Source organism: Pararhizobium sp. IMCC21322, from assembly GCF_030758295.1.
Lineage (GTDB): Bacteria > Pseudomonadota > Alphaproteobacteria > Rhizobiales.
Map to the genome: position 1 here is coordinate 1,441,895 of NZ_CP132335.1, position 13,516 is coordinate 1,455,410.

Below are 13,516 nucleotides of genomic sequence, written 5' to 3' on the forward strand. Positions count from 1 at the left end.
AGAATTATGGCCGCTTATATTCTGAAACGCTTTTTGCTCATGATCCCAACCTTGTTCGGGATTATGGCCATTACCTTTGTCATCATCCAGTTCGCGCCCGGCGGGCCGGTGGAACAGGTGATTGCGAAACTCTCCGGCAATTCCATTTCAGCCACAGAGCGCATCAGCGGATCCGGCGGTGATTTTGGATCCGTTGGTGAAAATAATCTGGAACAATCCGGTCAGGCTGATCCGATCAACTCACGCTATCGCGGGGCACAAGGCCTTGACCCGGAGTTTATCCTTCAGCTGGAAAAAGACTTTGGCTTCGACAAGCCGCCGGTTGAGCGCTTTTTCTCCATGCTCTGGAATTATGTGCGCTTTGACTTCGGCGACAGCTATTTCCGCGATGTCAGCGTCATTGATCTCATCAAGGAAAAAATGCCTGTCTCGATTTCACTCGGCCTCTGGATGACACTGATCTCCTACGGCATCTCAATCCCCCTGGGCATTTCCAAAGCAGTACGTGATGGAAGCCGTTTTGATGTGTGGACTTCTTCAATCATCATTGTCGGCTATGCGGTGCCAGGGTTTTTAATTGCGATCTTGCTGATTGTAGTTTTTGCCGGGGGCAGTTTCTGGGATATTTTCCCTTTACGCGGTCTGACCTCGGAGAATTTCGACCAGCTGAATCTGTTTGAAAAAGTGCTGGATTATTTCTGGCACCTGGTCCTGCCTTTGACTGCCATGGCATTGGCCGCCTTCGCCACATCCACGCTGCTCACGAAAAACTCGTTTCTGGATGAAATTCGCAAACAGTATGTGGTCACAGCCAAGGCAAAAGGCGTGTCCAATCGTCAGGTTTTGTATGGTCACGTATTCCGAAACGCGATGCTGATTGTGATCGCAGGTTTTCCAGGTGCCTTTATCGGAGCATTCTTCTCCGGGTCTTTGTTGATTGAAACGATCTTCTCGTTGGACGGTCTGGGGCTTTTGAGCTTTGAATCTGTTCTCAACAGGGACTATGCGGTGGTCTTTGCAACACTCTACATCTTTTCGATCATGGGGCTCCTGGTCAGTCTGATATCGGATTTGACCTATACGTGGATTGATCCGCGTATCGATTTTGAATCGCGGGAGGTGTAGGTCATGGATGCACAGATTACACCAGCCGAGACAACAGATGCGGCAGCGGCTCCGCAGAAACGCAGCCGGTTCTCGCCAATCAATCAGAGGCGCTGGCAGAACTTTAAGGGCAATGGCCGCGGCTACTGGAGCCTGCAGATTTTTCTGGTGTTGTTTTTCGTCACCCTGTTTGCCGAATTCATTGCCAATGACAAACCTTTGCTCGTCTCCTATCAGGGCGAACTGCTGACACCGGTCTTTGTCGATTATCCTGAAGAGAAGTTTGGCGGTTTCTTGCCCGTGACGGATTATCGGGATCCATTTGTGCTGGAAGAAATCGAGGCCAATGGCTGGATTCTATGGGCGCCAATCCGTTATTCCTACCGCACTGTGAATAATGAAATTCCAACGCCCGCGCCTTCAGCTCCCTCATGGATGCTGGACAAGGAGGAACGCTGCCAGCGTTATCCGGGCGGGGTTGATGATCCCAATTGCTCCATCGGCAACTGGAACTGGTTCGGCACAGATGATCAGGCCCGTGATGTTATGGCCCGCCTGATATACGGCTTCCGGATATCGGTTCTGTTTGGTCTGACATTGACAATATTCTCGTCCATCATCGGCATTGCTGCTGGCGCGACGCAGGGCTATTTCGGTGGCTGGACGGATCTTCTGTTTCAGCGCTTCATTGAAATCTGGACCTCGGTTCCAACCCTCTATCTGTTGTTGATACTGGCCGCCATCATCACACCGAACTTCTGGATATTGCTCGGCATTCTGCTGCTGTTTTCTTGGGTCAGTCTGGTGGCTGTTGTGCGGGCCGAATTCCTGCGCGCCCGAAACTTTGAATATGTCAACGCAGCCCGTGCTTTGGGCGTGGGCAACATGACGATTATGTGGCGGCATTTGTTGCCAAACGCCATGGTCGCGACGCTCACCTTCATGCCGTTTATCCTCAATGGCTCGATCACAACTCTGACCTCACTGGACTTCCTGGGTTTCGGCCTGCCGCCGGGGTCACCTTCGCTTGGTGAATTGCTGGCACAGGGCAAGAATAACCTTCAGGCACCATGGCTGGCACTGACCGGCTTCTTTGTCATCTCGCTGATGCTGAGCCTTCTGATTTTCGTCGGTGAAGCCGTCCGTGACGCATTTGATCCCAGAAAGACGTTTTCCTGATGGCGACAGATAAGGCGGCTGCGCCACTCTTGAAAGTTGACAATCTGCATGTGGATTTTACCGCTGATGGTAAAACCACGCATGCGGTGCGGGGCGTGTCATTTCACATCAATCAGGGCGAAACTGTCGCGCTGGTGGGTGAATCCGGCTCAGGCAAATCGGTCACGGCCTTGTCCATTCTGAAATTGCTGCCCTATCCCCCGGCGTCGCACCCGGCAGGCAGCATTCTGTTTGATGGCGAAGACCTGATGCAGACCAAGGAAACAGAGTTGCAGCACGTGCGCGGCAACAATATTTCCATGATTTTTCAGGAGCCCATGACCTCGCTCAATCCGCTGCATTCGGTTGAACGCCAGATCGGTGAAACCTTGAAACTGCATCAGGGCGCATCTGACACCAAAGTCCGGGCGCGTGTTCTGGAATTGCTCAATCAGGTCGGAATTCGCGATCCTGAGAAACGACTGGAGTCCTACCCGCACCAATTATCCGGCGGGCAGCGCCAGCGTGTGATGATTGCCATGGCCCTTGCCAACAGCCCGAAGCTGCTGATTGCCGATGAGCCAACCACGGCGCTTGATGTAACTGTGCAGGCGCAGATATTGGAATTGCTGGCAGATATGAAAACCCGCATGGGTATGGGCATGCTGTTCATCACCCATGATCTGGGCATTGTGCGCAAGATTGCAGACAGGGTCTGTGTCATGACCGATGGTGAGATTGTGGAGCATGGGCCAACGGAAGATATTTTCCGCAACCCGCAGCACAGCTATACCCAACATCTGCTGTCTGCGGAGCCAAAGGGTGATCCACCGGAGTTGGATGTCAACGCAGCGCCCGTCATGACCGGGAAGGACATCAAGGTCTGGTTCCCGATCAAGCGCGGATTTATGCGCAAGACGGTGGACAACATCAAAGCCGTCGACGGTATTGATGTAACGGTGCGCGAAGGCCAGACACTGGGCATTGTTGGTGAAAGCGGATCAGGCAAGACGACGCTTGGTCTGGCATTGATGCGGCTTATTTCCTCAAGGGGCGATATCAATCTTCTGGGAACGGGTCTTCAGGGCAAATCATCAAAGGAATTGCGCCCATTGCGCAAGGATATGCAGATTGTCTTTCAGGATCCATTCGGTTCTCTCAGTCCGCGTATGTCAATTGCCGCAATTATTGCAGAAGGCCTGACAATCCATTTCCCCAAATTGTCTGTGGAAGAGCGCGAACAGCGCGTATCTGACGTGTTGCGCGAAGTTGGGCTGGACCCGGAGATGCGTAATCGCTATCCGCATGAATTCTCCGGTGGTCAGCGCCAGCGCTTCGCCATCGCCCGTGCGCTGGTTCTGGAACCCAAATTTCTGATGCTGGACGAACCGACCTCGGCTCTGGATATGAGCGTACAGGCGCAAGTCGTGGATTTGCTTCGGGCGGTCCAGAAACGGCGCAATCTGGCTTATCTGTTTATCAGCCACGATCTGAAAGTCGTGCGCGCGCTTGCCAATGAAGTCATCGTTATGCGGCTTGGCAGAGTTGTGGAGCAGGGACCATCAGCAAAGATTTTTGATGCGCCCGAGCAGGATTATACCAAGGCCCTGATGGCCGCAGCCTTTGATCTTGCTGCAGTCGATTCTGATGAGGTTGCGGTCTAAAGTGCTATCATGAGCATTCTTGTATTGGTCGATGGCTGGAATCCGGCGCCCTGGGTGCATGCCCTCAAGGCAGCAATGCCGGATGAGCGTATTGAGGCCTATCCAGATATCAAAGACCCGGAAGCGGTTGAGTATGCCCTGGTGTGGGCAGCCCAGGGCGAAACCCTGGCCACGTTTCCAAATTTAAAGGCTCTGTTTTCTTTGGGGGCAGGTGTTGACCATTTGTTTGGTGGCAACACATTGCCCCCAGTGCCACTTGCACGCGTTGTCGACCCTGATCTGACAGCCTGGATGACGGAGTGGGTTGTGGCGCAGGTCTTGCTGCACCACCGCCAGCAATTGCAGTATTCTCAACAACAGCGCCGTCGCAATTGGCAGGTTTTGGCGCAGCCTTTAGCCAGAGAAGTGCAGATCGGCTTGATGGGCCTTGGCGAATTGGGGCGTGATTCAGCGGGCCTGTTACACAAGCTTGGCTTTGGTTTGCGCGGCTGGAGCCGAACTCCGAAAGAACTGGACAATGTTACCTGCTTTCACGGTGCTGATGGGCTGGATGAATTTCTGTCCGGTACGGATATTCTGGTGTGCCTGCTGCCACTGACACCGGAGACGAAGGGGCTGATCGGGGCATCTGTCTTTGAAAAGCTGCACCGAAGCGGACCGCTGGGCGGGTCGGTCTTCATCAATGCCGGGCGCGGGCGCATTCATGTGGAAACGGATGTTGTGGCCGCCTTGCAAAGCGGCGTGCTGAAAGCGGCCAGTCTGGATGTGTTTGAAGTGGAGCCCTTGCCGAAGGAGAGCCCGCTTTGGGACTTGGACAACATTATCATCACACCGCATGTGGCAGCGGTCAGCGATCCAAAGACCCTGTCACAGCTGATTGCCAGACAGGTGGGTGCTCATAGGGACGGCAGATCGCTGGAGCATCTGGTGGATATGACACGCGGTTATTAAAGCGCGTCTGACAATTGGCCACACAAACGGGAGTCTATATGTCGCAATCTATTGATCAGCAGGAACTTTTGACGGAGCTGGTAAAAGGCGTCGATGCCGGTTTGGCTGGCGACAGGCTCATCATTGCCATTGCAGGCGCGCCCGCTTCAGGTAAGTCGACCCTTGCTGAATGGCTGGTGGATCAACTGAATGAAGTCCGTGCGGGGCAGGCCGCCTTACTGCCCATGGATGGCTATCATTATGATGACCATGTGCTGACACCAAAAGGATGGCAGGCGCAAAAAGGCGCGCCCCATACATTTGATGTTGGTGGACTGGCTGCCATGATCAAACGGCTTCGGGCTAACACTGAGCCGTCCATTGCTGTGCCAGTGTTTGACAGAACCATAGAAATTGCCCGTGCGGGTGCCGCTCTCATTGAACAGGCAACCCGTGTGATTGTGGTTGAAGGGAATTATCTGCTGTTGGATGAGGCACCCTGGCAGCAATTGGCGGAGCAGTTTGACAGAACGGTGATGGTCGAGGTGGGAGCTGCTGAATTGGAGCGGCGCTTGCGAGAGCGCTGGGTAAAGCTGGGGCTGTCAGAGGCTGATGTTGAACGCAAGGTTTTCGACAATGATTTGCCGAATGGCCTGTTGGTTTATGGAAAAAGCCGGGTGCCGGATATACGCCTTCAAAGCAACTGACGGGCGCAGCCTGTTGGACCCAATGATGCTTTAATGAAAATTTCGCCCTTTTGGCAAAACCGCACCGGCGCGTGAAGGGGGGCGGTTTTTGTGACGCATTGTATCGAGATCTTTTTCAAATTTTTCAATTCGGTCAGGGCGCGCGCGTTTTTGCCTGACATCCTGCTGCGGGTTTTTAACCTCATCTGCATTGGCCAGCGGCTCCAGATGCTCCGTTGCATCAGATATGGCTGACAGAAGATGCGTCAGATCTTCAAGATGGTTTGCAATCACATGCGTCACGCCCTCTGCCGTTTGAACCTTGCCATGAATGCCGACAAACCGTGCGCCCAGAACAACCGGCCGATATTTTTCAAAAATTTTCGGCCAGACAATAATATTGGCAACCCCGGTTTCATCCTCGATGGTTTCAAAGATCACGCCTTTGGCCGTGCCCGGTCGCTGGCGCACAAGTACCAGTCCGGCAATACGAATGAATGAGTTTGACCGTGCTGTGTTGAGAGCTTCCGTCTGGCGGTAATGCATTTGTCCCAGTGTTTGCCTGACGAAGGACACAGGATGCGCCTTCAGCGATAGGGATAGCGAGCGGTAGTCATGGATCACATGCTCGCCCAATGGCATGGTCGGCAGCGCAACATCCGGCTCGTTACGACGGTCCGTATCTGCCCCGATTGCAAACAGCGGCAGACGCTCTTCACTGGTCAGCGGGTCCAGTGCCTTGGCGGCCCACAGGGCCGTGCGGCGGTCCAGACCAAGAGAGCGCAGACAATCGGCCTCTGCCAGACGTTCCAGAGTGGATTTTGCAAGGCCGGAGCGAAGCCACAGATCGCGCATACTGTCATAACCACGCCCGCGATGGGCAACCAGTTGATCCGCATGGTCCTTATGCAGGCCTTTGACCCGGTTAAGGCCAAGGCGAACGGCATGGTTGTTTTGCATCACACCAGCCATATCCCGGTGTTGCGGTGAAATTCTCTGCGCCTGTGAATCTGCTTCCAGACTTGTGTCCCAGTTTGAATGATTAATGTCGGGAGGGCGCAGTTCCACACCATGTTCCCTGGCATCGCGCACAAGCTGAGCCGGGGCGTAGAAACCCATGGGTTGCGAGTTCAGGATCGCAGCGCAGAACACATCGGGATAATAGCATTTCAGCCAGCAGGACACATAGACCAGCAGAGCAAAACTGGCTGCATGGCTTTCGGGAAAACCATAATCGCCAAACCCTTCAATCTGCTTGAAGCAATGTTTGGCAAAGTCGCGCTCATACCCGTTGGCCACCATGCCCTCCACCATTTTCCGTTCAAAATTGCCGATGGTGCCAACCCGGCGAAACGTGGCCATGGCGCGGCGTAATTTATCGGCCTCGGACGGGGTGAAATGGGCGGCGACAATGGCAATATTCATGGCCTGTTCCTGAAACAGCGGAACACCCAGCGTTTTTTTAAGAACCCTTTCCAGTTCAGCTTTGGGATAGCTGACCTTTTCCTTGCCCTGGCGACGGCGCAAATAGGGGTGCACCATATCCCCCTGAATGGGTCCGGGCCGGACAATGGCAACCTCAATGACAAGGTCATAATAGGTTCTGGGCTTCAGACGCGGCAGCATCGACATTTGCGCCCGGCTTTCAATCTGAAACACACCCAGCGTATCGGCCCGGCAGATCATGTCGTAGGTCGCTGTATCTTCCTGCGGCAGGGACGCCAGAGTTTCATGACGTCCATAATGGGTTTTGAGCAGATCAAACGCCTTGCGAATGCAGGTCAGCATGCCCAGCGCCAGCACATCGATTTTCAACATGCCGAGACTTTCAAGATCATCCTTGTCCCATTCCACAATGGTACGATCATCCATGGCGGCATTTTCAATCGGGATCAGCGATGACAGCCGGTCGCGTGTAATGACAAAACCGCCGACATGCTGGGAGAGATGACGCGGAAAGCCGATGATCTGATTGGCCAGATCAAGCAATTGCTTCAGATGTTTGTCCTGTGGGTCCAAACCGGCCCGCTTGGTCTCCTCATCACTGATGGCGCTTGATCCGCTGCCCCATCTCGTGCCGGAAATGGCGCTGATGGCATCATCCGACAGGCCAAAAACCTTGCCCACTTCCCGTATGGCCGAGCGCGCGCGATAGGTGATGACCGTGGCTGCCAGACCGGCTTTCTCCCGGCCGTATTTTGCGTAGATATACTGGATGACTTCTTCGCGCCGCTCATGCTCGAAATCCACATCAATATCCGGCGGCTCGCCGCGCTCTTCGGAAATAAAACGTTCAAACAGCAAGTCAACCTTGACGGGGTCAACTTCGGTAATGCGCAGGCAATAGCAAATGCTTGAATTGGCAGCAGAGCCGCGCCCCTGACATAAAATACCCTGACTGCGGGCAAAGCGCACAATGTCGAAAACTGTCAGAAAATAGGAGGCATAATTCAGCTTTTTGATCAAACCCATCTCATGGCGGATAGCAGCCTGCACCTTGGGGGGCACCCCTTCAGGAAAGCGTTCCTTTGCACCGCGTGCGGTCAATTGTTCCAGCGCAATCTGGGAGGGAACCGGATGCCCGCCAAGCTCTTCAAAAACCGGATCTTCAGGATATTGATAGCGCAATTCATCCAGAGAAAACTGCAACTGTTCAAACACGGCTACAGAAGCGCTGACAGCCGCTTCATAGCCTTTGAAAAGCTGTGTCATTTCAATGCCGGATTTCAAATGACGCTCGGCATTCGGCTCCAGTGCCTTGCCAATGGTGGCCAGTGTCTTGCCTTCGCGCACACAGCTTAAAACATCCTGCAAAGGCCGCCTGTCGGGCGCGTGGTAAAGCACGTCGCCAATGGCCAGAAGCGGCAATTTGTAAGTGCTGGCCATGCGTGACAGACGTTGCAACCGCCTGTCATCATGCGTCCCATAGCTGCGCGACAGGGCAAGATAGACGTTGCGGCCAAACCGGCTTTTCAATTTTGGTAGAAAAGCGCCCGTCTTTTCTGAAAATTGTGCGGGCAGAACAGGAGCCATGATCATCTGTTCTCCCAAATCCAGAAAATCATCAAGCTGCAGATAACAGGCAGCTTTCGGCGCACGCCGTTTACCCCGTGTCAGCAATTCACACAGATTGCCCCAGCCCTGCCGGCTTTTCGGCCAGACAAGAATATCCGGTGTGGCATCGGTGAACACCAGCCGGCATCCAGGTGCAAAGGGCAGCTCTGCCTCCTTGGCGGCCATATGAGCGCGCACCACACCAGCCATGGAATTGCGGTCGGCAATGGCCAGGCCGGTGAGGTCCAGTTTTTTAGCCTGAAGAACCATTTCCTCGCCATGAGAGGCTCCGCGCAGAAAGGAAAAATTACTGGCTGCGGCCAGTTCCACATAAGGCAGGGCAAATGGCTGCTGGGTCACGGGAACAGCCCGTGCATATACCAATGCGGGCGCGCGGCTTCCCGCTCGTATAATCCCTGACGGAACAGCCAGAACCGCCGCCCTTCACGATCTTCAGTCTTGAAGTAATCCCGCGTCAGCGCCTGACGGCCATCGCGCCACCACTCGCAGGCAATTCGCTCCGGACCTTCGCTGGCGGCAATCTCATACAGCACTTTGCGCCAGCGGAAGCGTTGCGGCAGGCCTTCGGGTATCTCGGCAATCACATCCACAGGTTCAGGCTGATTCAACAGCAGAATTGGCCGCGTCAGTTGCGTGTCCAGCTCTTCCATATCCTCAGCATCTGTCAGGGAGAGGGCGGCCTGCGCCCGCATATTTTGATGCCTATGTCGGCCCTTCTGATTGGGCCTGCGAATGGACGGTAGCACCCCAAAGCTGCGTTCCGGAATATGGCTGTCATTCATGATGAAATGCTGGACCCGGTCTGTGCCAAGGCGCGCGCCAAGCCGGTTGATGAGCGCGTTATAGCTGTCTTCCATCGGCACTTTGGCAACAAAATCTGCCTGCTGATCGAGCATGGGCTCCGATGTGGCAATTTCCAGACGGACCAGATCAAACCCGAAACCGGCTTCCAAAGGGCTGTGCAAACTGACAAGCCGGTCCTGAAACAATTGCTCAATATGGGCGGGCTCGCGTTCCGGATTGGCCGTGACAACGCTGAGCATGCGGCGCTCTCCGTCCACCCGGAACAGTTTCAAGACCAGAACCCGTGCGCCAAGCGCGCGCTTTTCCAGAATAGGTTTCAGATTGCCTGCAAGCGATAAAATGCTGCGGCTGATATCATCCTGCAACGAGATTGGATCAACAAATTGCCGTTCAGATGCAAGTTCCGCCACAGCCATGCGCGGTGAAATGGTTTCCTCTTCGCGGCCAAGCGCCTGATCAAGCCTGCGCAGCAACTGCCTGCCAAACCGCAGCGATAGCGGCCCGCGTGGCAAATCCATGATGCAGCCAACGGTTTTCAACCCGACCTGCTTCAGTTCCTCAACAGTTTTCGGGTCCATGCGCAGAGCCTCAAGGGGCAGGGGCGCGACATGGTCCCGCTCTGCGCCTTGGGCAGCAATACGACTGTCGTTCACGTTCCCGTAGCGGGCAATACCCCAGGCAGCCCCTGGTGTGGAGGCAATGGCAATGTTGGTGACAAAACCCTGGGCATTCAGGCTCGAAATCAGATTCAGGCGCAATGCCTCCTCGCCTTTGAACAGATGTGCGCAGCCGGTGATGTCCAGCATCAGTCCGGGAAGACCATTGATCGTGTCGATGGACAACAGCGGTGTGTAGCGCTCGCACCAGTCGGCAATGGCTTCCAGAAGCGCAGCATCAGCCGCCTCATCAGCTTCATGACAGTCCAGCTTTGGCAAAATAGCCCGTGCATCTGTCAGGGTCTGATCTTTATGCAATCCGGCCTGTCTGGCCGTCTGGTTTAGCGCGGACAGGCGCAAGGCACTTTTAATGGAAGCGATAACGGCAAGGGGCGGGCAGTCAGCCTGCCCGTTCCAGTTTTGTTGGAAGCGCCACGATTTTCCCCATATCTGACGGCTGATCCGGTCGGTTGGCAGAAAGGGGAAGGCGATGCTGAGGAAGCGTTGCCCTTTGTCCTGATTGGGGCCCAGATTGTGGCCCTGAGTGTACCCCAGATTGTTCGTGGATGTGATCTTTGTGTCGGACATGGCAAAAGCCTCGAATTTGGTGGTTCCATGTGGCAGAGGCAGCCCCGGTTGCCCCTTGTCGATTACGCTCCAGATGAGCGGAAAATGCGGTATGACCAATGCCTGCATCGGGCTTCAGGGCACCCTGCATGTCTAACTGGCAGGACAGGCGCGGCTTGATGCACCAACGCGTTATGGCTGCATTGGCTTCCTCTTCGCTGCTCTGCCGCAGAATGAGAACGCTGGTTCCGCTTTCACTGGCTCGCAGGTTCAAACGCCGCGTAGCGGTCATATCAAGTGTTCTGGGGTGGCCCTCAACATGCAGAATGACAGCCGCCAGATCGGTGCATTTGGCAGCCTCATCCGCCGCCCATAAAGCGTGTTTCACACTGAGTGGCGTGACAATGACAAGGCGGTCAGGATCAAAGCCCAGATTGGCAAGACCCTGCGGGAACAGGCTCATATTGCTGGTATCGGCAAAAGGCGCTGATATCCATAAAACCGGTTTCGCCGCGTGTTGGTTCATCCGGCTCAGCAAGGCCATTGCAAACCCTGTCAAAGCCCCCGCATCACGGCTGTGCGCGCAGCGTATTTCATGCAGGCTGCCGGGCGGCAGACCGGTGTCAAAAAAGGCTGACAATTCATCTTCTGCAACACTCTGGCTGTTGGGCAGTAAGCGGCTGGCAGGGATCAGCTGTGCATTCAGCGCAGCGGGTAATCTGGTCCCAACTTTTGTCTGAAAACCGTCCTGAACGCGCATTTGATCCTGCGTATGCAAATGATCAATCAACGCTGTTGCCGTTGCGTTACGCACAATCGTCCTCGCTAAATGTTCCTATTTTGTTCTATTTAACAGGAGGGCGGACAAATGAGTCAAGCGGAAGATTTCAACAGCAACTCTGAAGCATGGCTCTGGTGCAGGCAGTTAAACCGAAGGCTGTAGTGAAAAAATATACCCGTGTTCAAACGGGTGAGCAAAACGGCGCAAGGTGCTGGATCGGGCATTGACTCATTTCATACGCTTTGATATTTCTTGTAAAATTTTACAAGAAATTTTATTGGGAGGGGACCTGAATTTGCTTCGCGAAAACGCTTATGCGGCCTTCAAGGAATCACTGTTTGCCGAGCAATTGCATCCCGGACAGTTTCTATCGATTCAGGAATTATGTGATGGATTGAACGTCTCGATCAGTCCCCTGCGTGATGCTTTACGCCAGCTTGAAAGTGAAGGGCTGGTCGAACTGCTTCCCAAAAAGGGCGTTCGCATCGCCAAGGTCGACCGGGATTTCATCACCAACGCATTTCAGGTGCGCCGGTTTCTGGAAGTGCAGGCCTGTTATGAACTGGGCGACAATGGCTGGCCGCAATTGCAGGAAATTCGCGACCGGACAAAAAGCATTGCCGTCAGGGCAGAAACCAATATTGACGAGGCCCTGCTGCACGATGCCTACAAGACCGATTGGGCATTCCATGACGGTTTGATAGCAGCCATCGGGAATGATTTGCTGACCCAGATACATGGCCAGAACAGTGACAAGGTCCGCATGGTTCGTCTGAACCGTCGCTTCATTGCTTCGCGCGTTTTACCGGCCATGCAGGAGCATTTGAAAATACTGGACGCGTTGATTGTGGATGACCGTGCGGCGGCTGCAGCAGCCCTGAATGAGCATCTTTGCATCTCGGAAGCCAGAGCCCTTGGAAAAGAACCGGGGCTGGTCTGACGAACGCACGCCATCCCTAAAATAGCATCTCTGGCCATGAATGCCTTGCCGAACAGAAGATCCGGGACGTGGCCAGTACCAATAGACTGACACCCAAATAAAGAGGAGGAAACCATGAATACAATACTTAAATTAATGCGCTTCGCCATGGTGGCGTTGTTACTGGGCGGAGGAGCCGCAACTGCACAGGATACTCTGAAGCTGAAAATTGCCGCTGCAGGTGGAACACTGCATGCACCAATTTTTGTGGCGGTGGAGCAGGGCCTGTTTGAAAAGCATGGTCTTGATGCAGAGATTGTGATGTTCCAGACAGGTGTCGAGATGATCAACGGTCTGCTGGCAGGCTCCCATGATGTGAACACGATGGGATCAATTCCATTCCTGTCCGGGGCATCAAACGGCTTTCCGCTTGTTTTGATCGGTCACCTTCATGGCGACGCCCTCAAGGATCACTATGTTGACAATAACGGTATCGCATCGTCAGCCGGTATCAATTCAATTGAGGATCTGAAGGGAAAACGCATCGGTTTGCCCCGCGGCACTGGCGCGGAAGGCTATGTGCTGGGCCTGCTTGCCCAACACGGAATGACAGGTGATGATGTCGAGATGATCAACGTTAAGCCACCGGAGCTTCCGACAGCTCTTCTGAACGGCGATGTAGATGCGGTTTCCGTGTGGGAGCCATGGCTCTCAACAAGTGTTGTCAACGTTGATGGCGCCAAACAGCTCATCGTCGGCCAATGTCAATCCTGCTATGATCCCGGCACAATTCTGACGTCCAAATCCGTTGTTGAGGGAAAGGCGGAACAGCTTCGCCGCTTCATGCTCGCATTCGCAGAAGCGTCTCAATGGGTTCGCCAGAATCTCGATGAGGCTGCGGAAGTGAACCTGCGTTGGATCAATCTCAAGGATGCCAGCGTCATGAAAGCTGCCATACGCAACGGTCTGAGTGACCCGCGCATGTCCCGCTACACCGTGGATATGTACCGGGAAAAAACCATTCCTGGTCTGAAGGCTGCCGGCAAGCTGCGTGATGAAATCAATCTGGATGAGGTTGTTGATGCGCAGTTCATCAATTATGCGATGGAAACAGCTCCGCAATTTTTTGATGATCTGAAGCCGATCCCGGATGATCTGAAAAACTAGCAGAT

10 protein-coding genes are annotated in these 13,516 nt (G+C 54.2%); 7 read left to right on the forward strand and 3 right to left on the reverse strand.

The window, feature by feature from the left end:
* Positions 1-6: 6 nt before the first annotated feature.
* From RAL91_RS06995 to RAL91_RS07015, 5 genes are read left to right on the forward strand one after another with little or no spacing between them, the layout of a single operon-like run.
* Positions 7-1,125, forward strand: coding sequence for a microcin C ABC transporter permease YejB (locus tag RAL91_RS06995; protein ID WP_306260897.1), 1,119 nt, complete (start codon positions 7-9; stop codon positions 1,123-1,125).
* 3 nt (positions 1,126-1,128) lie between these two features.
* Positions 1,129-2,283: an ABC transporter permease gene (locus tag RAL91_RS07000; protein ID WP_306260899.1), complete on the forward strand. Its 1,155-nt coding sequence runs from the start codon at positions 1,129-1,131 to the stop codon at positions 2,281-2,283.
* Positions 2,283-3,926: an ABC transporter ATP-binding protein gene (locus RAL91_RS07005; RefSeq protein ID WP_306260901.1), complete on the forward strand. Its 1,644-nt coding sequence runs from the start codon at positions 2,283-2,285 to the stop codon at positions 3,924-3,926. Before RAL91_RS07000 ends, RAL91_RS07005 begins: the two co-directional genes overlap by 1 nt.
* 9 nt (positions 3,927-3,935) lie before the next feature.
* Complete coding sequence (locus RAL91_RS07010; RefSeq protein WP_306260903.1) at positions 3,936-4,877, forward strand: glyoxylate/hydroxypyruvate reductase A; 942 nt, start codon at positions 3,936-3,938, stop codon at positions 4,875-4,877.
* A 38-nt stretch (positions 4,878-4,915) separates the two neighbouring features.
* Complete coding sequence (locus RAL91_RS07015; protein ID WP_306260905.1) at positions 4,916-5,563, forward strand: nucleoside/nucleotide kinase family protein; 648 nt, start codon at positions 4,916-4,918, stop codon at positions 5,561-5,563.
* Between the two features lie 30 nt (positions 5,564-5,593).
* Here the strand turns inward: RAL91_RS07015 and RAL91_RS07020 are convergent, their stop codons facing one another.
* The 3 genes from RAL91_RS07020 to RAL91_RS25030 are packed head-to-tail and all read right to left on the reverse strand — an operon-like array spanning position 5,594 to position 11,458.
* A complete protein-coding gene (locus RAL91_RS07020; RefSeq protein ID WP_306260907.1) occupies positions 5,594-8,956 on the reverse strand; it encodes an error-prone DNA polymerase in 3,363 nt (1,120 codons plus the stop codon).
* Positions 8,953-10,569, reverse strand: a complete 1,617-nt coding sequence (locus tag RAL91_RS07025; RefSeq protein WP_371932530.1) for a DNA polymerase Y family protein — start codon at positions 10,567-10,569, stop codon at positions 8,953-8,955. The genes RAL91_RS07020 and RAL91_RS07025 overlap by 4 nt, the downstream gene beginning before the upstream one ends.
* On the reverse strand, positions 10,478-11,458 hold the full coding sequence (locus tag RAL91_RS25030; RefSeq protein WP_371932493.1) for an ImuA family protein: 981 nt from the start codon (positions 11,456-11,458) through the stop codon (positions 10,478-10,480). The genes RAL91_RS07025 and RAL91_RS25030 overlap by 92 nt, the downstream gene beginning before the upstream one ends.
* Positions 11,459-11,720: 262 nt before the next feature.
* Here RAL91_RS25030 and RAL91_RS07030 point away from each other — a divergent pair, with 262 nt between their 5' ends.
* Positions 11,721-12,365, forward strand: coding sequence for a GntR family transcriptional regulator (locus tag RAL91_RS07030; RefSeq protein ID WP_306260910.1), 645 nt, complete (start codon positions 11,721-11,723; stop codon positions 12,363-12,365).
* A gap of 114 nt (positions 12,366-12,479) precedes the next feature.
* Complete coding sequence (locus RAL91_RS07035) at positions 12,480-13,511, forward strand: ABC transporter substrate-binding protein (protein WP_306260912.1); 1,032 nt, start codon at positions 12,480-12,482, stop codon at positions 13,509-13,511.
* The last annotated feature ends 5 nt before the right edge of the window (positions 13,512-13,516 follow it).

Coding starts and splice junctions, on each gene's coding strand:
- RAL91_RS07005 (WP_306260901.1), top strand. CDS start 2,283: ATGGCGACAGATAAGGCGGCTGCGCCACTCTTGAAAGTTGACAATCTG.
- RAL91_RS07015 (WP_306260905.1), top strand. CDS start 4,916: ATGTCGCAATCTATTGATCAGCAGGAACTTTTGACGGAGCTGGTAAAA.
- RAL91_RS07010 (WP_306260903.1), top strand. CDS start 3,936: ATGAGCATTCTTGTATTGGTCGATGGCTGGAATCCGGCGCCCTGGGTG.
- RAL91_RS07000 (WP_306260899.1), top strand. CDS start 1,129: ATGGATGCACAGATTACACCAGCCGAGACAACAGATGCGGCAGCGGCT.
- RAL91_RS07035 (WP_306260912.1), top strand. CDS start 12,480: ATGAATACAATACTTAAATTAATGCGCTTCGCCATGGTGGCGTTGTTA.
- RAL91_RS06995 (WP_306260897.1), top strand. CDS start 7: ATGGCCGCTTATATTCTGAAACGCTTTTTGCTCATGATCCCAACCTTG.